The 23,331-nt window shown below is 73.1% G+C and carries 23 protein-coding genes; 5 read left to right on the plus strand and 18 right to left on the minus strand.

What is annotated here, in order from left to right:
• Positions 1-151: 151 nt before the first annotated feature.
• The 5 genes from LQK89_RS03240 to LQK89_RS03260 form a co-directional block, all read right to left on the minus strand.
• The gene (locus LQK89_RS03240) at positions 152-1,498 is read right to left on the minus strand and encodes an MFS transporter (RefSeq protein WP_186315224.1); all 1,347 of its coding nucleotides are present in this window, start codon (positions 1,496-1,498) and stop codon (positions 152-154) included.
• On the minus strand, positions 1,495-1,914 hold the full coding sequence (locus LQK89_RS03245) for a MarR family winged helix-turn-helix transcriptional regulator (RefSeq protein ID WP_058740593.1): 420 nt from the start codon (positions 1,912-1,914) through the stop codon (positions 1,495-1,497). The genes LQK89_RS03240 and LQK89_RS03245 overlap by 4 nt, the downstream gene beginning before the upstream one ends.
• 323 nt (positions 1,915-2,237) lie before the next feature.
• Positions 2,238-3,176, minus strand: coding sequence for an acetamidase/formamidase family protein (locus LQK89_RS03250; RefSeq protein ID WP_231050183.1), 939 nt, complete (start codon positions 3,174-3,176; stop codon positions 2,238-2,240).
• A gap of 44 nt (positions 3,177-3,220) precedes the next feature.
• Positions 3,221-3,490, minus strand: coding sequence for a hypothetical protein (locus tag LQK89_RS03255; protein WP_231050184.1), 270 nt, complete (start codon positions 3,488-3,490; stop codon positions 3,221-3,223).
• Between the two features lie 9 nt (positions 3,491-3,499).
• Positions 3,500-4,645, minus strand: coding sequence for an inorganic phosphate transporter (locus LQK89_RS03260; protein ID WP_231050185.1), 1,146 nt, complete (start codon positions 4,643-4,645; stop codon positions 3,500-3,502).
• Positions 4,646-4,732: 87 nt separating this feature from the next.
• Between LQK89_RS03260 and LQK89_RS03265 the strand changes: the two genes are divergently transcribed.
• Both LQK89_RS03265 and LQK89_RS03270 read left to right on the plus strand, forming a co-directional pair.
• Positions 4,733-5,602 carry an alpha/beta hydrolase gene (locus LQK89_RS03265; RefSeq protein WP_231050186.1) on the plus strand — a complete coding sequence of 290 codons (870 nt, stop codon included), beginning with the start codon at positions 4,733-4,735 and terminating at the stop codon, positions 5,600-5,602.
• A gap of 85 nt (positions 5,603-5,687) precedes the next feature.
• On the plus strand, positions 5,688-6,737 hold the full coding sequence (locus tag LQK89_RS03270; RefSeq protein WP_175325346.1) for a lipoate--protein ligase family protein: 1,050 nt from the start codon (positions 5,688-5,690) through the stop codon (positions 6,735-6,737).
• 92 nt (positions 6,738-6,829) lie between these two features.
• On the opposite strand, the gene LQK89_RS03275 is transcribed toward LQK89_RS03270, so the two are convergent.
• The 4 genes from LQK89_RS03275 to LQK89_RS03290 form a co-directional block, all read right to left on the minus strand.
• Positions 6,830-7,483, minus strand: coding sequence for a hypothetical protein (locus LQK89_RS03275; protein WP_231050187.1), 654 nt, complete (start codon positions 7,481-7,483; stop codon positions 6,830-6,832).
• 62 nt (positions 7,484-7,545) lie between these two features.
• Positions 7,546-8,736, minus strand: coding sequence for an ABC transporter permease (locus LQK89_RS03280; protein WP_144802814.1), 1,191 nt, complete (start codon positions 8,734-8,736; stop codon positions 7,546-7,548).
• Positions 8,733-9,488 carry an ABC transporter ATP-binding protein gene (locus LQK89_RS03285; protein WP_231050188.1) on the minus strand — a complete coding sequence of 252 codons (756 nt, stop codon included), beginning with the start codon at positions 9,486-9,488 and terminating at the stop codon, positions 8,733-8,735. Before LQK89_RS03285 ends, LQK89_RS03280 begins: the two co-directional genes overlap by 4 nt.
• Positions 9,485-10,951 (minus strand): efflux RND transporter periplasmic adaptor subunit, encoded by a 1,467-nt coding sequence (locus tag LQK89_RS03290; protein ID WP_231050189.1) that lies wholly within the window; start codon positions 10,949-10,951, stop codon positions 9,485-9,487. The genes LQK89_RS03285 and LQK89_RS03290 overlap by 4 nt, the downstream gene beginning before the upstream one ends.
• A 171-nt stretch (positions 10,952-11,122) precedes the next feature.
• On the opposite strand from LQK89_RS03290, the gene LQK89_RS03295 reads away from it, so the two are divergent.
• Complete coding sequence (locus LQK89_RS03295; protein ID WP_174777146.1) at positions 11,123-11,452, plus strand: hypothetical protein; 330 nt, start codon at positions 11,123-11,125, stop codon at positions 11,450-11,452.
• A 6-nt stretch (positions 11,453-11,458) separates the two neighbouring features.
• Here LQK89_RS03295 and LQK89_RS03300 read toward each other — a convergent pair whose 3' ends face one another.
• On the minus strand, positions 11,459-11,743 hold the full coding sequence (locus tag LQK89_RS03300; protein WP_231050190.1) for a GNAT family N-acetyltransferase: 285 nt from the start codon (positions 11,741-11,743) through the stop codon (positions 11,459-11,461).
• A gap of 116 nt (positions 11,744-11,859) precedes the next feature.
• Here LQK89_RS03300 and LQK89_RS03305 point away from each other — a divergent pair, with 116 nt between their 5' ends.
• Together LQK89_RS03305 and LQK89_RS03310 are read left to right on the plus strand one after the other, a co-directional pair.
• Positions 11,860-13,215, plus strand: coding sequence for a hypothetical protein (locus LQK89_RS03305; protein ID WP_231050191.1), 1,356 nt, complete (start codon positions 11,860-11,862; stop codon positions 13,213-13,215).
• 85 nt (positions 13,216-13,300) lie between these two features.
• Positions 13,301-14,170, plus strand: coding sequence for a DNA-methyltransferase (locus LQK89_RS03310; RefSeq protein ID WP_231050192.1), 870 nt, complete (start codon positions 13,301-13,303; stop codon positions 14,168-14,170).
• Between the two features lie 63 nt (positions 14,171-14,233).
• Here the strand turns inward: LQK89_RS03310 and LQK89_RS03315 are convergent, their stop codons facing one another.
• The 8 genes from LQK89_RS03315 to LQK89_RS03350 all read right to left on the minus strand — a co-directional run bounded on the left by LQK89_RS03315 (position 14,234) and on the right by LQK89_RS03350 (position 23,280).
• The gene (locus LQK89_RS03315) at positions 14,234-16,696 is read right to left on the minus strand and encodes an MDR family MFS transporter (RefSeq protein ID WP_231050193.1); all 2,463 of its coding nucleotides are present in this window, start codon (positions 16,694-16,696) and stop codon (positions 14,234-14,236) included.
• Between the two features lie 201 nt (positions 16,697-16,897).
• On the minus strand, positions 16,898-18,517 hold the full coding sequence (gene pgm, locus LQK89_RS03320; protein ID WP_114850166.1) for a phosphoglucomutase (alpha-D-glucose-1,6-bisphosphate-dependent): 1,620 nt from the start codon (positions 18,515-18,517) through the stop codon (positions 16,898-16,900).
• Positions 18,518-18,556: 39 nt separating this feature from the next.
• Positions 18,557-18,802 (minus strand): hypothetical protein, encoded by a 246-nt coding sequence (locus LQK89_RS03325; protein WP_174777141.1) that lies wholly within the window; start codon positions 18,800-18,802, stop codon positions 18,557-18,559.
• Between the two features lie 144 nt (positions 18,803-18,946).
• On the minus strand, positions 18,947-19,609 hold the full coding sequence (locus LQK89_RS03330; protein WP_175325356.1) for a class I SAM-dependent DNA methyltransferase: 663 nt from the start codon (positions 19,607-19,609) through the stop codon (positions 18,947-18,949).
• Positions 19,606-20,253, minus strand: coding sequence for a TIGR04282 family arsenosugar biosynthesis glycosyltransferase (locus LQK89_RS03335; protein ID WP_231050194.1), 648 nt, complete (start codon positions 20,251-20,253; stop codon positions 19,606-19,608). The genes LQK89_RS03330 and LQK89_RS03335 overlap by 4 nt, the downstream gene beginning before the upstream one ends.
• On the minus strand, positions 20,250-21,140 hold the full coding sequence (locus LQK89_RS03340) for a glycosyltransferase family 2 protein (protein WP_331000568.1): 891 nt from the start codon (positions 21,138-21,140) through the stop codon (positions 20,250-20,252). Before LQK89_RS03340 ends, LQK89_RS03335 begins: the two co-directional genes overlap by 4 nt.
• A 194-nt stretch (positions 21,141-21,334) precedes the next feature.
• A complete protein-coding gene (locus LQK89_RS03345; protein ID WP_231050195.1) occupies positions 21,335-22,405 on the minus strand; it encodes an NAD-dependent epimerase/dehydratase family protein in 1,071 nt (356 codons plus the stop codon).
• A complete protein-coding gene (locus LQK89_RS03350) occupies positions 22,402-23,280 on the minus strand; it encodes an MTAP family purine nucleoside phosphorylase (RefSeq protein ID WP_231050196.1) in 879 nt (292 codons plus the stop codon). Before LQK89_RS03350 ends, LQK89_RS03345 begins: the two co-directional genes overlap by 4 nt.
• Positions 23,281-23,331 lie beyond the last annotated feature (51 nt).

Consider the following 23,331-nt stretch of genomic DNA (forward strand, 5'->3'; position numbering starts at 1 on the left):
TCCCGCTGCTCCGTCACCGCACCGCGAGCGGGCCACTTCTGTCACGCTCGGCGCTCTTGAGTGACCGGTTCCGCCCGCTCGGCGGACGACGCACGACGCGTCCTGCCCGCTCGGCGCGACCAGCGCACGCGGGTCCTGCCGGACCCACGGGTCAGACGGCGCTCGAGCGGTCCGCGACCGCCTCGTCGCGCTCCAGGTCGCGCCGGATCGCGGCGCGCGACGCGCGCGTCCCGACCACCGGGATCGCGTGCGTGATCGCGAGGTGCAGGCGGTTGTCGGCGTCGTACCGGACCCGGAAGCGTTCCCACCGGACGAGCCACACGAGGGCGATCGCCAGCGCGACGAACCCGGACGCGGCACCGACGACGATCGCCCACCGCGGTCCCCATGCGTCCGCCACGGCGCCGACGATCGGTGCGCCGATGGGGGTGCCGCCCGCGAAGATCGCCATGTAGAGCGCCATCACGCGGCCGCGCATCGCCGGCTTCGTGGTGGTCTGGACGAGGGCGTTCGCGGTCGTCATGAACGTCAGCGAGGCGAGGCCGACGAACACCAGCACGACGGCGAACGACCAGTAGGTCGGAGCGAGGGCGGCCGCGGTGCACGCGAGCCCGAACCCGGCCGAGGCGATCACGAGCGTGCGCATCCTCGGGCGGTCCCGCCGGGCGGACAGGAGCGCACCGGCGACCGAACCGATCGCCATCACCGAGTTGAGCAGGCCGAACTCCCCGGCGCCCTTGCCGAACTCGACGCGCGCCATCGTCGAGGTGAAGATCGGGAAGTTCACGCCGAACGTACCGACGACGAAGATCATGCAGAGCACGACGATGATGTCCGGCCGGGTCCGGACGTACCGGAAGCCCGCCACGATCTGGCCCTTGCCGCGCCCTGCACGAGGTCGGTCGGCGAGCTGTGCGGGGTCGACGAAGCGCAGCGCGACGAGGACCGCCAGGAACGAGCCGGCGTTGATGACGAACACCCATCCCGAGCCGATCGCGGCGATGAGCACGCCCGCGACCGCGGGGCCGATCAGTCGTGCGGCGTTGAACGAGGCGGAGTTCAGCGCGACGGCGTTCGCCACGTGCTCGCCCTGCACCACGTCGGACACGAAGGCCTGTCGGATCGGGGTGTCGAACGCGGCGACGATGCCGAGCGCGAGCGCGAAGCCGTACAGCGACCAGAGCGTGGCGGTGTGGGTGAGGACCATGACGCCGAGTCCCAGGCCGAGTGCCCCCATCAGGCCCTGGGTGAGCATGAGCATCTTCCGCCGGTCGAACCGGTCGGCCACCAGTCCGGTGAACGGCAGGAGGAGCAGCTGCGGACCGAACTGCAGGGCCATCGTGATGCCGACCGCGACGGCGTCGTTGTCGGAGAGCTCGGTGAGGACGATCCAGTCCTGCGCGGTGCGCTGCATCCACGTGCCGACGTTGGACACGAGCGCGCCGGCGAACCAGATGCGGTAGTTGCGGGCGGACAGGGAACGGAACATGGCGGTCACTGCTGGGCCAGCCTCCTCATGACGTCGGTGGCGGCGGCCAGGGTGCGGCGTTCGTCGGGGGTGAGGGCGCCGAGCCTCGGAGTGAGCCAGTCGTCGCGGCGGCGCCGGGTCTCCTCCACGAAGGCGGACCCAGCCGGGGTGGCCGAGAGCAGCACCTTGCGGCGGTCGTCGCCGTGGCCGCACTTCGACACGAGGCCCCGTTCGACGAGCGCAGCGACGGACTTCGTCATCGACGGGGGTGTCACCCCGTCCTGGCGGCTCAGCTCGGCGAGGGTCATCGCGCCCTCGCGGTGCAGCCGGGCGAGTGCGGAGAAGTGCGCGTCCGGCATGCTCGCGTCGGCCTTCTGCGCGCGGAGCGTCCGCGACAGCCGGTTCACGGCGATGCGGAGGTCGGTGGCGAGGGAGGAATCGGGCACGGCCGTTAGCCTACCTCATTAGTTCAGCGAACGAACTGGTTGCCCCGAGGTTGATCCGCGCGTGGGGTGCCGTTCCGCCCATCGGAGGACGAGTCGCGCATCGGACGTCGGAACTTCTGCCACCCAACGCGCGGATCGGTCTCCCATGACAGGTGCGATGGGCTCGAACCGCCGGACTGGAGGCACGGGTCGGGTGAGCGGGTCCGCCGACCTGACCCGCGCCTCCCGTCCGACCGTGTGGTGACGGACGCGCCGACAGCGCGCGTCGGACGCGCCGTCAGCGCGCGACGGACGCGCGCTGTCGGCGCGTGACGGATGCGCCGTCAGCGCGCGGGACCGGTGATGGCATCGTGGGGAAGCAGGGCGTGCACGCCCCAGGTGCGGTTCGCGACCTGCGTCACCCGCAGGCTCACGGCGACGCTCGCCATCGCGAGCGCCTGGGCGCGGGAGATGTCGTACAGCCCGGCGATCCAGTCGACCATCCCGTCGAGCGCCGTCGTCGTCGCGGCGTTCAGGTCCGCGTCGAACCCGAAGGTGATCCGTCCAGCGGGGGTGTCCGCGTGGATGCCGGCGACCGGGACCTCGTCGACGAGCGACAGCGTCATCGTGGTCGTCATCCCGCACTCGACCGCGGTGCCGGACACCTCGCCGTCGCCCTGCGCGGCATGGCCGTCGCCGACGGACAGCATCGCGTCCGGCACGGTGACCGGCAGGAACAGCGTCGACCCGGCGACGAGCTCGCGGCAGTCGACGTTGCCGCCGCCGAGGGGCCGCGGCGGGATCGTGGAGTGCTCCCCGGTCGCTTCCGGCGGGAGCCCCACGACGCCGAGGAACGGCGCCGTGCGGACGCCGAGCCCCAGCTGGTTCCGGGCGGTGCCCGCGGCGGCGTCGACGTCCCAGAGCAGGGGACCGCGGGACGCCGGGTCCGCGAGCCCGAGCGCCCGGTTCAGTTCCGTGTCGACCCCACCGGACCCGGTGTAGCCCCAGTCGTCCGGCACGAGCGCGTCGAACCGCACGGCCAGGACCTGTCCGGGGCGGGCACCCGTCACCGCGATCGGGCCGACCAGGCAGTGCCCGCGGCGCCCGTCGAGCAGGGTCGGTGCGTCGGCGCCGGGCGACGCGACCCGCTCCGTGTAGCCGGCGGCGCTCAGCGTCCGGACGGTCACGGTGTCGCCGTCCGCGACGCGGAGCACGGGGGCGCGCTCGGCGGTCAGGACGTCGACGGCGGTGTCGAGCGAGGCATCGAGGCGGTGGGAGGTCACCGGACGATCCTCCCAGCCGCCCCGCCCCAGTGGACTCAGCGGACTCAGTGGAACTGCGGGATGGTCAGCCAGATCCCGTAGAGGACGGCAGCGGCGCACACCGCGAAGCACACCACGGCGCCGGCGAGGGCGGCCGGTGGTGTGTGCCCGGACCGCGGGGTCTCGTCGCGGTACTCGGTGCGCTCGCCGGCGGTGTCGACGGGCTGCCCGGTCCCGAGCAGTCGCAAGCCGAGCGTGTAGACGAGCACGATGCCGACCGCGGCGACGAACCCGACGCCGGCGACGATCCCGATGCTGCTGAAGTCGATGGACACGGTCGCTCCCTAGGCCGACACCGAGGCGGAAGCGGGTTCCGTCGGCTGCTCGTCGTTCACGGTGTCCTTCGTGATCGGCTTCCGCCGCGCGAGGAAGAAGAAGCCGAGGCCCCCGACCAGGGCGAGCACCGCGACGACCACCAGGCCGATCGTGCTCGTCGAGGCCACCAGGGTCGCCAGGGCACCGACGACCGCGGCGGCGGGGAGCGTGATCACCCACGCCACGACGATCCGGCCGACCACCGACCAGTGCACGTCGGCGAGCTTCTTGCCGAGGCCGGAGCCGATGACCGAGCCGCTCGTGACGTGCGTCGTCGAGAGCGCGAACCCGAGGTGCGACGACACCAGGATCGTCGCCGCGGAGCTCGTCTCGGCCGCGAAGCCCTGCAGGGACTGCACGTCGGAGATCTTCTTGCCGACCGTGCGCATGATCCGCCAGCCGCCCGTGTAGGTGCCGAGGCCGATCGCCAACCCGCACGCCAGGATCACCCAGAGCGCCGGACCGGTGCCGGACGGCTGGTAGTTCGCGGCGATCAGGGTCAGCGTGATGACGCCCATCGTCTTCTGCGCGTCGTTCGTGCCGTGCGCGAGCGACACCAGCGACGCCGAGATCGTCTGCCCGTGCCGGAAGCCCGTGGCGGCGCCGTGCGTGGTCGCGTTCCTCGTGAGCATGTACGCCAGGTACGTCGCGACGAGGGCGATCGCCCCCGCGATCACGGGCGACAGGAGCGCCGGCAGCACGACCTTCGACACGACGATGGCCCAGTCGACCGAGTGCAGCCCGGCGCCGATGATCGACGCGCCGATGAGCCCGCCGAACAGGGCGTGTGTCGACGACGACGGCAGCCCGAAGTACCAGGTGGCGAGGTTCCAGAGCACCGCGCCGACGAGTCCCGCGAAGATCATGGTCGGGCTGATCTGGATGCCGTCCTGGCCCTCGCGGATGATGCCCTGCGAGACCGTCTTCGCGACCTCGGTGGACAGGAAGGCGCCGACCACGTTCAGGACGGCGGAGATGAGCACGGCGGTCCGGGGCTTCAGGGCTCCGGTGGCGACCGAGGTGGCCATGGCGTTCGCGGTGTCGTGGAAGCCGTTCGTGAAGTCGAACACGAGGGCCACCACGATCACCAGCACGACGGTGACGAGGACGTCCATGGCGGTGACGGTAGGCCCGCCGAGGACCCGCTGCGTGAACGCCGGGTGAACACGCGCGCGGGCTGCACGGTCTGCGAGGATGCACCCGTGCCGACCTTCTCCGCAGCCCGGGGCGACGCCTCGTTCACCGACGCGCACGGCGTCGAGATCGTCTACTCCACGTGGCGTGCGGGACGGCCGCGGGGCATCGTGCAGATCGCGCACGGCGTCGGCGAGCACTCGCTCCGGTACGAGGCGCTCGCGCAGGACCTCGTCCGCGCCGGGTGGACCGTGCACGCGAACGACCACCGCGGGCACGGCCGCACGGGCCTGGGGCAGTGGGACGGCGACCACGCACAGCTCGGCCGGCTCGGACCCGGTGGGCTGCGGGCCGCGATCGCCGCGGTCGAGCAGATGACCGCGGTCGCGCGCGAGCAGGACCCTGGTCTGCCGCTCGTGCTGCTCGGGCACTCGTGGGGCTCCCTCATGGCGCAGCGGATCATGAACACCTCGTCCGCCGCGTACGACGGGGTCGTGCTCTCCGCCACGGCGTACCGCCTGCCCGGCTGGATGAACAGCGGCGACCTGAACGCCCGGCACGCGGGCTCCGGCCCGACGCGGTACGAGTGGATCAGTCGCGACCGCGCGGTCATCGAGGCGATCGCGGCGGACCCGCTCGCGGTCGAGGCGGACGTGCTGAAGCTCTTCGGCCTCCGGGACACCCTCCGGCTGCTCGGGGTCCCGCGGCGCCGCATCCCGCACGACCTGCCGATGCTGCTGCAGGTCGGGTCCGAGGACACGCTCGGCGGCCCCCGCTCCGTCGAGCGGCTCGCGCAGGCGTACCGCCACCGCGGCGGGCTGTCGGACGTGCAGGTGCACGTCTACGAGGGGGCGCGGCACGAGGTCTACAACGAGACGAACCGGGACGAGGTGGTCGCCGACCTGGTCGCGTGGCTCGACCGGCACGTGGGTCGCTGACGCGACACCGATGACGGACGGGAGGATCGTGGCGGGGCCCGCCACGATCCTCCAGTCCGACTCGTGGCGGGCGTAGGCTCGACCCGTGCACGGTGAGTACAAGGTCCCCGGAGGCAAGCTGGTCGTCGTCGACCTCGAGGTCGTCGACGGGAGCATCCAGGAGTTCCGCCTGGCGGGCGACTTCTTCCTCGAACCCGACGACGCCCTCCCGCTGATCGACCAGGCCGTCACCGGTCTGCCCGCGACCACCGACGCGGCCGGCATCGCCGCCGCGGTCCGCGGCGCGCTGCCCGAGGACGCCGTCCTGCTCGGCTTCACGCCCGAGTCCGTGGGCGTGGCCGTCCGACGCGCGCTCTCACGGGCGTCGACGTGGCAGGAGTACGACTGGGAGATCGTCCACGAGGGACCGATCAGCCCGAACGAGCACCTCGCGCTCGACCAGGTCCTGACCGAGGAGGTCGGCGCCGGACGCCGCGGCCCGACCCTGCGCATCTGGGAGTGGGACCAGCCCGCGGTCGTCATCGGGTCGTTCCAGTCCCTCAAGAACGAGGTCGACCCCGCCGGCGCCGAGAAGTACGGCGTGCAGGTCGTCCGCCGGATCTCCGGCGGCGGGGCGATGTTCATGGACGCCGGCGCGATCATCTCGTACTCGCTCTACGTCCCGACCGACCTCGTGCAGGGCATGACCTTCGCGGACTCGTACGCCTACCTGGACGAGTGGGTGATCGAAGCGCTGAAGTCCCTCGGCATCGAGGCGTACTACCAGCCGCTCAACGACATCACCTCGACGAAGGGCAAGATCGGCGGGGCGGCGCAGAAGCGCCTCGGCACCGGTGCGCTGCTCCACCACGCCACGATGAGCTACGACATGGACGGCCAGAAGATGGTCGAGGTCCTGCGGATCGGGCGCGAGAAGATGAGCGACAAGGGCACGACCTCGGCGGCGAAGCGGGTCGACCCGCTTCGCTCGCAGACCGGGCTGACGCGCGCCGAGATCATCGACCGGTTGATCGGCACCTTCACGAAGCTGTACGGGGCGCACGAGGGACACGTGACCGAGGCCGAGCGGGCCCGGGCGCAGGAGCTCGTGGCGACGAAGTTCTCGACGCGGGAGTGGCTCGAGCGCGTGCCCTGAGCGCGCGTGGGTCGGCGGGCGGGGCCGGGGCCGACGGCCCCGTGTCGGCGGGCCGGTGCCAGGCGGGCAGGGTCGGCCGCGTTCGGCCTGGTTCACTGCCCGGTGCCGCCGGTGCCGCCGGTGCCGCCGGTGCCGCCGGTGCCGCCGGTGCCGCCGGTGCCGCCGGTGTTCTCGGGGCGTCCGCCGCGGGTGCCGAAGGTCTGCCCCTCGGAGACGCGGGACGCGGTCAGTGATCCCGACGAGGAGCCCGGGGTCCCGACGGCCGTGACGCGCTCGCCGGCCTTGAGGGCCGAGACCGAGCTGCTCTGGGTCGTCGTGACCGTCGCGGACGAGGGGACCGTGACGGTCTCCTTCGTGCCCTGCTGGGTCGTGATCGTGAGGGTCGACCCGTCGACCGACGTGATGGTCCCGGCGACGAAGCCGGCGCCGGCGGTCCCGCCCTGGCCGGTTCGGCCTTGGCCCGCTTGGCCCGCTTGGCCCGCTTGGCCCGCTTGGCCCAGGCCCTGGCCTTGGCCGATGCCTGCTCGGCCGAACTGGCCGGTGCCGGTGCCGGTGCCGGTGCCTGCGGCCGAGGCCGTCTGCTTGCCGATCGCGATGCCGCCGACGAGTCCGGCGACGAGGGCGACGAGGAGCGCCAGGGTGGGGACGATCCACCGGAGCGGGGATCGCGGGGCCGCCGACGGTGGCGGAGGGACGGCGGGTCCGGGCTGGCCGGCGGGTGCGGGGGCGGGGGTCGTGCTGGACATGACGGGTGGATCCGTTCTCGATCGGGGTGCGGGTCGGTGCTGGTGCTGGTGCTGGTGCGGGCTCAGATGGTGCGGAGCGCCTGGATCGGGCGCATGCGGGCGGCTCTGGCGGCCGGGTAGACCCCGAAGAACACGCCGATGGCGACGGAGACGCCGAGCGCCAGCGGGATGCTTGACCAGACGAGGACCGGGGTGGTGCCGTCGATCGGGAACTGCGCCCCCACGATCGCGACGACGACGCCGAGGACACCGCCCGCGAGGGTGAGGATCGCCGCCTCGGCGAGGAACTGCGCCAGGATCGCCCGCCGGGTCGCGCCGACGGCCTTGCGGATGCCGATCTCGCGGGTGCGTTCGGTGACGGTCACGAGCATCACGTTCGTGACGCCGATGCCGCCCACGAGCAGGCTGATCGCGGCGACGGCGGCGAGCAGCACCGTGAAGGCCTGGGCACTCTGCTGCCGGGTCTGCAGCACGGTCGAGGCGCTGTTCACCGTGAACGGCTGGTCGACGGCCGTCGCGCCGAGCAGCTGGTCGAGCTCGATGGTGACCTCGTCCTCGGCCTGCGTCACCGTGCTCGGCGACGTCGCGGCGACGAGGACGTCCGACACGGCGCCGTAGCCGGTCAGGTCGGCCTGCACCGCCGCGAGCGGAGCGACGATCTCGGCGTTCGGGTCCTGGAACCCGACGCTCGTCTGCTCGCCCAGCTCGCCCGTGACGGTGAACGGCACGCCGTCCACGGACACGCTCTGCCCGATCGGCGACCGACCGGGGAACAGCTCCTGGGCGATCGTCGTCCCGACCACCGCGTCCCGTGCGTCGCCGGACGGGAAGGCCCGGCCGGCGGCGACCTTCGCCGTGCTCGCCGTGAAGTACGACGGCGTGGTGCCGATCACCTGGGTGTCGGGCTCCGAGACGGTCCCGGCCACCGCGGTGCCGGAGGCGTTGACCTCCGGGACCACCGTGGCGACGTGTCCGAGACCGGCGTCGCCGAGCTGCTGGGTGACGGTGACCGTCAGGGGCCGGGTCGCGGTGCCGGTCGCGGTGGCCTGGGCCGTGTTCGGGCGGACGGTCAGGGTGTTCGTGCCGAGGGAGTCGATCGAGGCCGCCACCTGCTGCGCCGACCCGTTGCCGACCGCGAGGAGCAGGATGACCGCCGCGACGCCGATGAGCACGCCGAGGAGCGTCAGCACGGACCGGAGCTTGTTCGCCGTGACCCCGCGGAGCGCGCTCAGCAGGACGTCGCCGGGCGTCACCGTGCGCCTCCGATCCGCACGCCGGCCTGGGTCCGCCGCGCGTTCCCGGTCCGCTCGTCCGCCACGATCCGACCGTCGGCGATGGTGAGCACCCGGTGGGCCCGCGCCGACACCTCGTCCTCGTGCGTGATGACCACGATCGTGCGGTGCTCGTCGGCCAGCGAGTCGAGCAGGTCGAGGACGTCCGCCGTGGCGCGGGAGTCGAGGTTGCCGGTCGGTTCGTCCGCGAGGATCAGCGTGGGCTCGGTGACGAGCGCCCGGGCGATCGCGACGCGCTGCTGCTGCCCGCCCGAGAGCTCGACCGGCGCGTGGTCCGCCCGGTCCGCGAGTCCGACACGCTCGAGGGCGGTCCGGGCACGGCGGGTGCGTTCCACCCGGCCGACACCGCCGTACGCCAGGGGCAGCGCCACGTTCGCGAGCGCCGTCATCCGCTGGACCAGGTTGAAGGACTGGAAGACGAAGCCGAGGTCACGGTTCCGGACCCGGGCCAGGTCGTCCTCGGCGAGGAGCCGGACGTCGGTGCCGCCGAGCCGGTGCACGCCGTGCGTCGGGACGTCGAGGCAGCCGAGGATGTTCATCAGCGTCGACTTGCCGGACCCGGACGGACCCACCACGGCGACGTACTCGCCCCGCTCGACGACCAGGTCGATGCCGCGCAGGGCGTGCACGGCGCCGTCGCCGGTGCCGTAGACCTGGTGCACGTCGAGCAGCTCGATCGCCGGTCCCCGGGGAGCCGTCGCGGTCGGGGTCATCGTCCGCCGCCCGAGGTGCCGCCCGTGCCGCCGCCGTTGCCCGTGCCCCCTGCGCCGGTCCGGCTGCCCCCGCCGGCCCCGCCGCCGCCGCGGGTGCCGCCGAAGCCCGTGCCGCCGCCGAGACCGGCGCTGCCGAAGCCCGACCCGCCGCCGAACCCGGTCCCGCTGGCTCCCGTGCCGGTCCCGGTGGTCGCCGCTGCGGTGCCGAGCGAGATCGTCTCGCCGGCGCGCAGCCCGGACCCGCTCACCTGCGTCCCGGTGGTGCCGACGACGCCCGTCGTCACGGGGACCCGCTTCGTCGTGCCCGCGGTGACGACGTCGACGTACGACCCGCTCCCGGACGTGTGGATCGCCGCCGCCGGGACGGACAGCGCGCTCGCCGGGGACGACTGCGTGGTGACCGTGACGTCGGCGGTGTCGCCGTACCGGACGCCGGACGGCAGGGCGGCGAGCGTCACGGTGACCGGGAAGACCACGACACCGCCGGACGAGGTCCCGACCGGGGCGATCGCCGTGACGGTGGCGGTGCTCGTGACGCCGCTCGCCGCCGGGTACGTCACCGATGCCGTCTGCCCGGTCTTCAGCGCGCCGACCTCGGACTCGGGGACGTCCGTGGTGACGACGTCGTGCGACGTGTCCGCGATCGTCACGACCCCGCCGGAGCCGGTCGACGACGCGGTGCCCGACGAGCCGTTCGTCCCGCCGGAACCCGATCCACCGGACCCGGAGCCGCCCGACCCCGATCCGCCGCTCGTCGACGTCGAACCCGTGGCGCTCGGGGACACGGTCTGCGAGCCGGTGCCGGACACGGTCTGCCCGACCGCGCCGGAGACCGCGACGACCTCGCCGGAGACCGGTGCCGTCAAGGTCGCCTCGCCGACCGCGGTCTGGGCGTCCGTGACGGCCGTCTGGTCGGAGGTGACCTTCGCCTGGTCCGCCAGGACCTGCGTCTGCGCCTGGTCGACGCCCGACGCCGACGAGGCGCTCGACGCCGACGCTGCGCCCGACCCCGACGCGGCACCCGAGGTCCCGCTCCTGGTCGTCACCGACTCGGCGGTCGTGCTCGGCGTCGACTCCGCCGCCGTCAGCGCCGTCTGCGCGTCGGACAGGGCGGTCTCGTCGCTCGACAGCGCCGCCTGCGCGTCGGTCAACTGTCCGGACAGGGCAGCCGTGCCGATGGTCGCGATCGTCTGCCCTGCCTGGACGGTCTGCCCATCCTGCACGTCGAGCGTCGCGATCGTCCCGCCCACGGCGAACCCGACGGCGGTCTCCGACACCGGGGCGACGTTGCCCGTGGTGCTCACCCCGGCCGACACCGATCCCTGCCGGACGGTCCCGGTCAGGAGGGCCCCGGCGTGCGCGGAGGCCGGGGGAGCGGTCAGGACCACGACGGCGGCACCGCCCCCGAGGACGAGTGCGGCACCGAGCCCGATCGCCACCCACAGCTGTTGCTTCGACTCCATGCCGCGAGCGTCGACGCGTTCCTTCGCGGCCGGCTCGGGAGAACCAGTGGTTCCGCCGACCGTCGCGCCCGCTTCGTGAACGTCCTCCGATCCGGGCCACATCCGGTCGGATCGCGAGGATCATCCGCGCGGTGGAGGTGTCACCCGCCCGGCTGACGTACCGTCGGGCACGTGAACTGGTTGATCCTCATGGGGGCGGTGGCCGCAGCGGTCGTCGTGATGTGGATCGCCGATCGCCTGGGGTGGATCGACCTGTCGAACAAGGCCACTCGCTCGGGCGGATCCGGCGGCGTCATCTCGATGATGGACGAGGTCTTCGCGCCGACACGGCACGAGTCCCAGGCCGAGTACGAACGGCAGTCACGCCTGCCCCGGGAAGCCCCGACGCCGGCCGACGACGACCACGACCTGCTCAGCGGCAGCGTGCTCATCAAGGTGCCCACGGTCGGGCACACCGGTCGGCACGAGGCCCGTCCCGGCACGCTCGACCGCAGCTACTGATCCCGACTAGCGGGTCGTCAGCTCCTGGTAGTCGGGGTGCCGCTCGATCCAGGCCTTGACGTAGCTGCACAGCGGGACGACCCGCCGCGTGCCCTCGCGCACGTCGTCCAACGCGTGCTGGACGAGGATCGACGCGTGACCGCCGCCGCGGTGTGCCGGGTCGACCTCGGTGTGGGTGAAGCGGATCTCCTCGCCGTCCACCTCGTACGCGGCGAACCCGATCACCTCGCCGTCCTCGACCAGGGAGTACTGCTGCGCGTCGGTGTCGTTCCGGACCTCGGGTGATGCCATGCGGGCGACGCTACGCCCCCGCCCTGACGACGTTCCGGCTGCGGTCCCGCGCAGTGCTCCCGCCGATCCCCGAACGCGGGGCTGTGACCGCTCCCGGAACGCACTACTGTCACCTCGTGCACGACCAGACACCGCCCCTGCGCTTCCGGACCCCGCCCGGGTGGCCCACGCCCTCGCCCGAGTGGGTCGAGCTCTTCCAGGGCGCCGAACCCACCGCCGGGTGGAGCCCCGCCGCGGACGTGCCCCCGGCCCCGGCGCGCTGGACGTTCTGGGTGCCGACCCGGGCGCTGCGCCGTCGCGTGCCCCGGTCCGCGCTGGTGCTGCTGTCCGTGGGCGCCGCGGTGACCGTCGCGTCGTTCGTCGTCGCCGTCGTCCTCTGGGCGCTCGGCCTGCCCGCGGTCTTCGCACTCCCGACCCTGGTTGCCGGTGCCGCCCTGTGGGTGGTCGGTGTCGTCCGGTACGGCGACCGCATCAGCGAGGCCGTGGCCGAGGTCCGTGCATGGTCAGCCGCCCGCCGCGCCGGGGAGCTGCCGCCGCGGGTCGCGCAGGCACACCCCGACGTGGCGCCGGACGAGGCGCTCGCTGCCTGGGACGCGGACGCCTGGTCCGTTCCGTCTGCTCGTCCCTTCCACGAGGGCACACCCTCCCGGGCGATCCCGCGGGCGCAGCACGTGCTCGCCGGTGTCACCGCGGGCGTCGCGGCGCTCGTGCTGCTCGGCGGTGCCGTCGTCGCCGCGGTCCCCGCCGTCGACTCCGTCGGGCAGGAGCTGTCCGCCGCGTCCAGCACGGACGGCAGCGGCCCGTCCGCGGACGACCCGTCGGGCGGGGACGATGCCCCGCAGCCCGGCTGGGCGTCCGAGGACGGCAGCATCAAGACGTACTGGCTGGCCGCCGACGACGAGTGGGAGGCCACCTGCGACATGACCCCGGGCACCACCACCTGCGACCCGTGGGAGATCACGAGCGACCACAGCTGCACGGCGATCGTCACGGTCGGGTTCTTCGCCTCGGCGGACGACGACCAGCCGAGCCGCATCGAGGAGCGCACGGTCACCCTGACGAAGGGCGTCCCGCTGGTCCTGGTCGAGAACTACGACGAAGAGGCCTCGGACATCGGCGACGTGACCTGTGCGACCGGCGACGAGACCGACGGCGACCGCGTGACGGCGACCCAGCACGAGGACACGACGGTGGCCGACGCCGACGTGCCCGCCGGGTGCGACGAGGAGGACTGCGTGGCGTTCGCCGTCACGCCCTCCGCGGACTGCGCCGCCGCAGCCGTGCAGTTCACCGTCGACGCCGCGGTCGGGTCCCTGACGAAGCCGCACGACGTCGCCGTCGTCACCCCGCTGCACGCCGGGAAGGTCACCGACGTGTTCGTCGGCGGGACGGAGCACGCGTCCGACGTGCACGCCGGCGCGGTGACGTGCCGGACGGCCTCTGACCAGCCGGGGTACGCCGCGAACTCCTGACCGGCGCGGGCACCGACGCTCGGCGCCGCCGCCGAGCGCCGACCCACGGCATCGGCGCCCGCCTCGGGTCGGGGAGGATGGTCCGGTGCGCACCATCGACGACCGCAGCCCCGACCTGGTCGTGCTCGGCGAGAACCTCGACGTCACGCCGACCCTGCCCGACGGGGCGTTCACGGTCGTCTACCTCGACCCGCCGTTCAACACCGGCCGGAAGCAGCGTCGGCACGCCGTGACCGCCGTGCAGCGGGACACCGGATCACCGTCCACGATCACGGGCTTCCGGGGTCGCACGTACGAGCGGGTCCGCGGCGACCTGATGCGCTTCGACGACCGGTTCGAGGACTACTGGTCGTTCCTCGAGCCGCGGCTGCTCGAGGCCTGGCGCCTGCTCGCGGACGACGGCACCCTCTACCTGCACCTCGACTACCGCGAGGCCCACTACGCCAAGGTCCTGCTCGACGCGCTGTTCGGCCGCGAGGCGTTCCTCAACGAGATCATCTGGGCGTACGACTTCGGCGCGAAGTCCCGGTCGCGCTGGCCGACCAAGCACGACACGATCCTGGTCTACGTGAAGGACCCCGAGCGGTACTGGTTCGACTCCGAGGCCGTCGACCGCGAGCCGTACATGGCGCCGGGACTCGTCACCCCCGAGAAGCGCGAGCGCGGGAAGCTCCCGACGGACGTCTGGTGGCACACGATCGTGTCGCCGACCGGGAGCGAGAAGACCGGCTACCCGACGCAGAAGCCCGAGGGGGTGCTCCGCCGGATGGTGCAGGCGTCCTCACGAGAGGGTGACTGGGTCCTCGACTCCTTCGCCGGCAGCGGCACGCTCGGCGCCGTCGCCAACGCGCTCGGTCGGCGCTTCGTCCTGGTCGACCACAACCCGGTCGCGGTCGACGTCATGCGCCGGCGACTGCCCGGTGCGTCGGTGGAGCAGCAGGGCACCGAGGGCTGACGACCGAGGGGCGGGTCCGACGCCGTCGCGTCGCACCCGCCCCTCGTGCCGTCCCGTGGACCGCTACGCCGAGTGGCGTCCGTGGGTCGGGTGCGGTCCCGTCTGCGGTTCCGCCGGGGCGGTCGGACGGGAGGCGCGGCTCGCGTCCGCCTCGTCGGTCCCGGCCGCCGCGTGGGCCGGGTGGGTGCGGATGGTCCCCGTGGTGGCGGCCGGCTCGTCGACCGGGGCCGCCGCGGCGTGCGCACCGTGCGTCGTCGCGTCCGGCAGCGGTGCACGCGTGTCGGTCGCCCGGTCCGCGACCGCGGTGGCCGTCCCGCCGGTCGCGCCCGCTCCGACGGCCGAGGTGGCGCTCCGGGGCTGCGGGGCCGCCGCGACGTCCGGCGACACGGGCACGGTCCGCATCGAACCGGTGTCCGGGGACACGAGCGAGCCCGTGTTCGCGGCCGCGCGCTGGGCGTCGGCGGACAGCTGGTCGGTGCCGTTCCCGCCGGCGGCGCCCTTGGCGGCGTTCGCCTGCTCCTGCAGGGCGGACACCTTGCGGAGCGGCGGGACGCGGAAGAACCAGGTCAGGACGAACGCGAGCAGGATGACCGCGAGGCCGACCCAGTAGACGACGACGGCCGAGCTGCTGAACCCGACGAGGAACGGACGGGTGAGCCGCGGGTCGGCGCCGTTCAGGAACGAGGTGTCGCTCGTGGCCGATCCGGCTCCCGAGCTCGCCGCCGTGTCGCCCTTCTTCAGCTGGTCGACGAGCTTCGGGGCGACCTCGTCCACCACGGCGCTGCGCTGGTCGGCGTTGCTGTAGTCGACCTGGACCGTGCCGTCGACGACCTCGGCGTTCGCCTTGGACGCGACCGTCTCGAGCGCCTGCTGCTCGGCCTGCGGCTTCGCGGCCGCGACCTGCTGGGCGATGACGCTGTCGGCGGCCGATGCGGGCACGGTGCCGGCGGCGACCTGCTGCTGGACGGCCGCGGTGACCTTCTGCGTGACCGCCTGGTCCGCTGCCTGCTTGGCCGTGGCGGCCCCCTTGTCGAGCCCGCTCTGGACGTTCTGCTGGACCGGGCGGACGATCTTCGACCAGATCTGGTCCATCACGCCCTTGTTCTCGGAGGCGTTCGCCACGGACGGCGTGAGGGCGGCGGTCAGGGCCGGCTTGAGCGTCGACTCGTTCTGCATCGCGCCGGTGATGTTCGTCGGCATCAGCGTGAACAGGACGGACAGGAGCACCGCGGTGCCCATGGTGCCGCCGATCTGCCGGAAGAACGTCGCCGCGCTCGTCGCGACACCGATGTCCCGGGGGCTCACCGAGTTCTGCGCCGCCAGGGTCAGCGTCTGCATGAGCTGCCCGAGGCCCAGCCCGATGCCGAACATGCCGAGCATGAGGAACCAGAGCGGACGGTCTGCGGTCAGGAAGGTCAGGACCGTGAAGCCGATCGCGGTGAACGCCGTGCCGGTGACCGGGAACACCTGGTACTTGCCGGTGCGCGAGATGATCTGGCCGGAGGCGATCGACGCGATCATCAGGCCGAGGACCATCGGGAGCATGGCGAAGCCGGACTCCGTCGGGGTCACGCCCTTCACGATCTGCAGGTACAGCGGGATGGTCAGCATCGCGCCGAACATGCCGAAGCCGACGAGCACGCTCAGCACCGCCGCCATCGAGAACACCCGCGAGCCGAAGAGCTTGAGGGGCAGGATCGCGTCGTCGCCCATCGAGCGCTCGACGATCACGAAAGCGATGAGTCCGAGCGCGCCGATGGCGTAGCAGGCGATGGCGCCGGGGGAGTCCCACCCCCACTCGCGGCCCTGCTCGGCGATGAGCAGCAGCGGGACGAGGGTGACGATGACGAGCATCGCGCCCCACCAGTCGATGCGAGGCTTGCCGCGGTCGCCGAACTTCGGCAGGTGCAGGAACGTCAGCACCATGACGAGCGCGACGATCCCCACGGGCACGTTGATCAGGAAGACCCAGCGCCAGCCGTTGATGAACAGGATCTGCGAGGCCCCGGCGAACAGACCGCCCACGAGCGGGCCGATGACGGACGAGATCCCGAACACCGCCAGGAAGTAGCCCTGGTACTTCGCACGCTCGCGCGGGGCGAGCATGTCGCCCATGATCGCGAGGGGCAGCGACATCAGGCCACCGGCACCCAGGCCCTGCAGTGCGCGGAACCCGGCGAGCATGAGCATCGAGGTCGAGAACGACGCGGCGAGCGAGCCGACGATGAAGATGCCGATCGCGGTGAGGAACAGCGGTCGGCGGCCGAAGATGTCGGAGAGCTTGCCGTAGATCGGGGTCGTCACGGTCGAGGCGATGAGGTACCCCGTCGTGACCCACGCCTGCTGGTCGAGCCCGTGCAGGTCGTCGCCGATCGTGCGGATGGCCGTGCCGACGATGGTCTGGTCGAGGGCACCGAGGAACATGCCGGCCATCAGTCCGTAGATGACGAGCAGGATCTGCCGGTGGTTCATCACGGCGTTCGAGGACGTCGTGGGAGCCGCAGGTGCGGTCGCTGTCTGGGTCATGTGCTTCGGGTCTCCCGTGCTGGTGCGTGCGCGACCGTCCCGGTGATCGAAGGTTGCGCTCGCTGCAAAAATACAACCGACGCAACCCAGTTGTTCCCACCGACGGCGTTCCTGTGGACATCGGCAGGGTGGTTGCGGGATGTGGAGGAGGCGCCGTCGGACGGATCCGACGACGCCTCCCGGGGGACCAGCGGGCTGGGACTACGCCCCGAGCGCCGCGTCCACGATCTCCTTGGCCTCGCGCTGCACCTGCTCCAGGTGCTCCTGCCCGACGAAGCTCTCGGCGTAGATCTTGTAGACGTCCTCGGTGCCGGACGGGCGGGCGGCGAACCACGCCCGGTCGGTGACCACCTTCACGCCGCCGACCGCCGCGTCGTTGCCCGGGGCCTTCGACAGCTTCGCGGTGATCGGGTCGCCCGCCAGGGTGTCGGCCGTGATGGCGTCCCCGTCGAGCTTCGACAGGCGGGCCTTCTGCTCCTTGCTGGCTGCGGCGTCGACGCGCTGGTACACGGGCGCGCCGAACCGCTCGGTCAGCTCCGTGTAGAGCTGCGAGGGCGTCTTGCCCGTCACGGCGATGATCTCCGAGGCGAGCAGCGCCAGGATGATGCCGTCCTTGTCGGTCGTCCACGCGGTGCCGTCCTTGCGCAGGAACGACGCCCCGGCAGATTCTTCGCCACCGAACGCCACCGAGCCGTCGATCAGACCCGGGACGAACCACTTGAAGCCGACCGGGACCTCCCACAGGCGCCGACCCAGCGACTCGGCGACCCGGTCGATGATGCTCGACGACACCAGGGTCTTGCCGATCGCCGCGTCGTCACGCCACTCGGGCCGGTGCGCGTACAGGTACTCGATCGCGACGGCGAGGTAGTGGTTCGGGTTCATCAGGCCGCCGTCGGGCGTGACGATGCCGTGGCGGTCGGAGTCGGCGTCGTTCCCGGTCAGGACGTCGAACTCGTCCTTGCGGGCCACCACGGACGCCATGGCGCTCGCGCTCGACGGGTCCATCCGGATCTTGCCGTCCCAGTCGAGCGTCATGAACGCCCACCGGGGGTCGACCTCGGGGTTCACGACGGTCAGGTCGAGCCCGTAGTGGTCGCGGATGCGCTCCCAGTACGGCAGCGAGGCGCCGCCGAGCGGGTCCGCGCCGATCCGCACCCCGGCGCGCTTGATCGCGTCGATGTCGATGATGTGCTCGAGGTCGGCGACGTACGAGCCGAGGTAGTCGTAGCCCTCCGCCGTGGTCGCGTCCTGCCGGCGCACCTCGGCGTTGCCGCCGGCGATGATCGCGTTCGCCCGGTCGGCGATCCACGACGTCGCGTCGCTGTCTGCCGGGCCACCGTGCGGCGGGTTGTACTTGAAGCCGCCGTCGCGGGGCGGGTTGTGGCTCGGCGTGATGACGATGCCGTCCGCGGTGTCGGTGTTGCCCGCCCGGTTGTACGCGATGATCGCGTGGCTGAGCGCGGGCGTCGGGACGAAGCCGTCCTGGGCGTCGGCGAGGACCCGGACGCCGTTCGCGGCGAGCACCTGCAGCGCGGTCTGCTCGGCGGGGGCGGACAGGGCGTGCGTGTCCCGGCCGATGAAGAGCGGCCCGTCGGTGCCCTGCTGCGTGCGGTACTCGACGATCGCCTGCGTGATCGCGGCGATGTGGGTGTCGTTGAACGCGGTGTCGAGCGAGGAGCCGCGGTGACCGGAGGTGCCGAAGACCACCTTCTGCTCGGGGATCGACACGTCCGGGACGCGCTCGTGGTAGGCCGCCAGGAGGGCGTCGAGGTCGACGAGGTCGTCTGCGGTCGCGGGGGTGCCGGCGCGGTCGTTCATGTCCCCATCCTGGCACCGGCCCCCTGCTCGTGTCGCCGGTCAGGCGGTGCGGAAGGACCCCGTGGTCGTGCGCAGGGAGCCGGTGACGGTCCGGTTCGAGCTCGTCGCGGTGCCCGGGCGTCGGGACTGCACGTCCACGAAGCGGCCGAGCGTGCGCCCGGCTCCGGTCCCGGTGTAGCTGCCGATCGGACGCCAGGCGGCCTCGACCGCGTAGGCGCCGAGCTCGTCGCGGGTCTCGAGACCGGAGACGTACGCGCCGCCGAGGGGGTTCTGTCGGTTCTGCACGGGTGCTCCTCGTCGTCGTGCCGAGGCTCGTGCACCGCCGGGTCCGACGGTCACGACGCCGTCGGCTGGTACCCCGACCCTACGCCCGTGTGTTGCATGATGCAAGACAACACGATGCAAGACAACACGACGAGGGACACGGGGTCAGGCGACGAGCTCGCAGAACGTCCGGCCCTCGGCGGTCCAGCTCTGGCGCGGCCGCAGCCCGGCGGCCTCCGCGTGCTCCAGGAGCGCCTCGATGCCGACCTCGGCCCACGGGAAGGCCCCGCTGCGGTTCCCGTCCGTGTCCACCACGTGCGCCGTGAAGGCCCGGTCGGCGGTCGGGTCCGGGTGCGCCTCGACGACGACCCGGCCGCCGTCGCGCACGATCGCGGCGCAGCGGGCGAGCAGGGCGACGGGGTCCCCGCCGATGCCGATGTTCCCGTCGATGACGAGCGCGGTGTCCCAGCGGCCCTCGCTCGGGATCGGGTCGAAGACCGAGCCCTGCACCGCGGTGCCGCCGGAGCGTCGGGCGATCGCGACGGCCTCGGCCGAGACGTCGACGCCGAGCGCCGGGATGCCCAGGGTCCGTGCGGCGACGAGCATCCGCCCGGGGCCGCAGCCGATGTCGATCACGGGGCCGTCCGCACCGTCGAGCAGCGACCGGTCCACCCGGTCGGCGGCGGCGTTCCAGCGGCCGACGTCCATCGTGACGGTGACGTCCGGGCGCTCGGGGTCCGTGAGCCGGATGCTGCCGTCGGTGCGCAGGGCCCGGGCGTACGGCTCGCCGCCGCCGGCCCCGAAGGTCACGGTGTCGTGCATCGTCATCGGGTACCTCCGCACTCGGCGAGTTCGGTCAGGGTCTCGTCGCGCAGGGCCGCGGCGAACCGGGAGTCGGGCACGAGCGCGGCGACGCGGTCGGCGTCCGGCACGGTGTCCACGTCGAGCAGGGTCTCGAGCAGGCCCACGTCGAGCCCCGCGTCGGCCAGTCGCGACCGCTGCACGGCGCCGGTGTCGTCCTGCGACATCGGCACACCGCGGAGCAGGGCCCCGTCCGGCTCGCGCAGGTACAGCGACCAGAAGCCGCCGTCCTCGGCCGGACCGAACCACGCGTCCCGGTCGGGGTCGTCGAACACGGGGGACAGGTCCGCCGCCGAGGCCTGCGGGGTGTCCATCCCGACCAGGAGCGTCGGACCGCTCATCGCGTCGAACATCGCCCCGAGTCGCTCGTCCAGGCCGCCACCGACCTGCGGCAGGACCTCGAAGTCGTCGGTGCCGTCCGGCAGCACGACGCCGTCGTAGAGCAGCACCCGACGCGAAGCGGGCAGCGCACGCACCGTCGCGATCGTGTCCGCGAGCGAGGCCGCGGCGACTCGCGCGGCGCCCTCGGGAGTCAGGGCCGGCGTCAGCCGGGTCTTCACCTTGCCGGGAAGGCACTCCTTGGCCACGACGACCACGGTGACGTCGGTCATGAGCGTGCTCCCTCGGTGGCGGTGGCGGTGGCGGTGGTGCCAGCGGTGGTGCCGGCGGGAGCAGTGGGGGCCGTGGGCCCGGCCGTCCGCCGGAGGGGACCGGGTGCGACGGTCCGGGGACGTGCCTCCCGGCCGTACTCGCGCAGCAGGCGCGACATGTCGCGGACCGCGTTGACGGTGCCCCGCAGCGTGCCGGTGACCTTGCTGTCGCCCACGCGCTGCGCGTAGCCGATGTCGGACTCGTCGACGCGCCAGCCGGCCGCGTGCGCGGCCAGGACCATCTCGAGCGGGTAGCCGCTGCGGCGGTCCTGCAGGTCGAGCGCGACCAGGTCGGCGCGGCGCATGACGCGCATCGGGCCGAGGTCGCGGAGGCGGTACCCGGTCGCGCGGCGCATCAGGACGGCGAGCACGCGGTTCGCGAACCGGGCGTGCGGTGCCCACGCGCCGCGCGTGGTGGGGACGCGTCGGCCGAGGGCGAGGTCGGTGCGGCCGTCCGCGACGCGGGCGACGAGGGCGGGCAGCTCGCCGGGGTCCATCGAGGCGTCGGCGTCGCAGAAGGCGATGTACTCGGCGGTCGCGGCGGCGACACCGGCGGCGCACGCGGAGCCGAAGCCCTTGACCGGTTCGGTGACGACGGTCGCGCCGTGCGCGCGGGCGACGTCGGCGGAGCCGTCCGTCGAGCCGTTGTCGACGACGATCGCCCGGTAGCCCGGGGGCAGCGCGCCGATCACGCGCGGGAGCGCGTCGGCCTCGTCCAGGCAGGGCAGGATCACGTCGACGTCCATGCCGCCCATTCGGTGCGGGACGCCGGATCGACGGGTCGGGGCGTCCGCCGCGCGCGTCGCGTCCTCGGCGGGGTCGGGGGCGTCGGTCGGCTCGGGGTGCATGCCCTCGACACAACACGATGCAACGTCGCGGGGTACAGGATCCGTGTCCCCCGGGCGCGTCAGTGCGCGTGTTGCGGCTGTCGCGTCACACGTTCGGGGGACGGACGGGAGGCACGGCACCCGCCCGGCGCGCGCGTCGCGCCGGGCGGGTGCCCGGGATGGGCAGGCCGCGGTCAGGCGCGGCCCGGTGCGGGTCAGCGGACGGCGGCGCGGAGCGGGGCGGTCGCGAAGTCGCGCATGCCCTGCTCGAAGTCGACCTGCGCGTGCCAGCCGAGCTCGGCGCGGATGCGCTCCGAGGACGCCGTCACGTGCCGGACGTCACCGAGCCGGTACTCGCCCGTGACGACGGGCTGCGGGCCGTCCGGTCCGGCGATCGCGGACGCCATGTCGCCGATCGTGTGCACGACGCCGGAGCCGACGTTGTACGCGCGGAACGTCTCGGCGGGCAGGTCGGCGGTCGCCGCGATCGAGGCCGCGTTCGCCCCGGCGACGTCGTCCACGTGCACGAAGTCCCGTCGCTGGCGGCCGTCCTCGAAGACGCGGGGTGCCTCGCCCCGGGCGAGCGCCGACCGGAACAGGGACGCGACGCCGGCGTACGGGGTGTTCGAGGGCATGCCGGGGCCGTAGACGTTGTGGTACCGCAGGGCGACCGCGGTCCCGCCGGTCGCGCGGGCCCAGCTCGAGGCCAGGTGCTCCTGCGCGACCTTGGTCTGCGCGTAGACGTTCCGCGGGTCGAGCGCCGCCGACTCGTCGATCAGGCCGGGGACGAGCGGCCGTCCGTCGGGGCCGATCGGGTCGAACCGTCCGGCGTCCAGGTCCTCGCGGCGTCGGGCCGGCGGGCGGGTCGGCTCGCCGTCGGCGGTCTCGTAGGCGCCCTCGCCGTAGACGACCATCGAGCTCGCGACGACGAGTCGCCCGATGCCGTGGCGGTCCATGCCGGCCAGGACGTGCGCGGTCCCGGCGTCGTTCGAGGACACGTAGTCGGGGGCGTCCTGGAAGTCGACGCCGAGCCCCACCTTGGCGGCCTGGTGGCAGACGACGTCGACGCCGTCGAGCGCGGCCTCCAGTGCGGCCCGGTCGCGGACGTCGCCGTGCACGAACGCGGTGCCCTGCTGTTCGTGGGCGCGGACGACCTCGGCGGGGTCGCCGTGCACGTCGTCACGGAGGGAGTCGAGCACGCGGACCTCGTACCCCTCGGCGAGGGCGCGGCGGACGATCGCGGAGCCGATGAAGCCCGCGCCGCCGGTGACGAGCAGGCGGGTCACCGCTCGCTCCCCCGGGACAGGACGCTGGCGCTGGCGGCGGCGGGGACGAGCTCGCGCGGGGTGTAGTCGTCCGGCAGCGCACCGACGATGTCGCCGATGGCGCGGACGATCACCTCGTTCGCCCGGGCCAGGCGCTCCATCACGGCGGCGTGCGTGACGGGGGCCTCCGTGTCCGCGGCGGGCCGGCCGGCCGTCTCGTCCGCTGCCGGGGCCAGGCCGGCGTCGGCGTCGGTGACGAACGACAGGTTCACGGTGCCGATGCCGAGCTCGGCGGCGAGCGGGACCTCGGGCGTCATGGTCATGTTGATCGTGTGGCCGCCGGCCTCGCGCAGCCAGACGGACTCCGCGCGGGTCGAGAAGCGCGGCCCCTGGATCACGACGCAGGTGCCGGTCGGCCGGAAGGGCACGTCGAGGGCGGACACCGCGTCGATCGCCGCGCGCCGGAGCACGGGGTCGAAGGGGTCGGCGAAGGACAGGTGCTGCACCTGGTCCTCGAAGAAGGTGTCGGCGCGGCCCCAGGTGCGGTCGATGAGCTGGTCCGTCACGACGAAGGTGCCGGGCGCGTAGTCCGGGTGCAGGCCGCCGACCGCGCTCGAGGACACGATCGCGCGGACGCCGAGCGAGCGCAGCGCCCACAGGTTCGCGCGGTGGTTGATCAGGTGCGGGGCGACCGAGTGCTCGCGGCCGTGCCGGGTGAGGAACGCCACGCGCTTGCCCGACATCGTGCCGACGGTGATCGGGCTGGAGGTCGCGCCGAACGGGGTCTCGACGACGAGCTCGTCGGCCGTGCCCTCCTCGAAGAGCCGGTACAGGCCGGAGCCGCCGATCACCCCGATGCGTGCGGTCGTTCCGTCCACAGGTGCGGTCGTGCTCACGTCGTCCTCCACAGGTCCTGGCGATGTCCTCGGCGCGCGGTGCGCCCTGGA

It is taken from the genome of Curtobacterium sp. C1 (assembly GCF_021049325.1).
GTDB classification, from domain to species: Bacteria; Actinomycetota; Actinomycetes; order Actinomycetales; family Microbacteriaceae; genus Curtobacterium; species Curtobacterium citreum.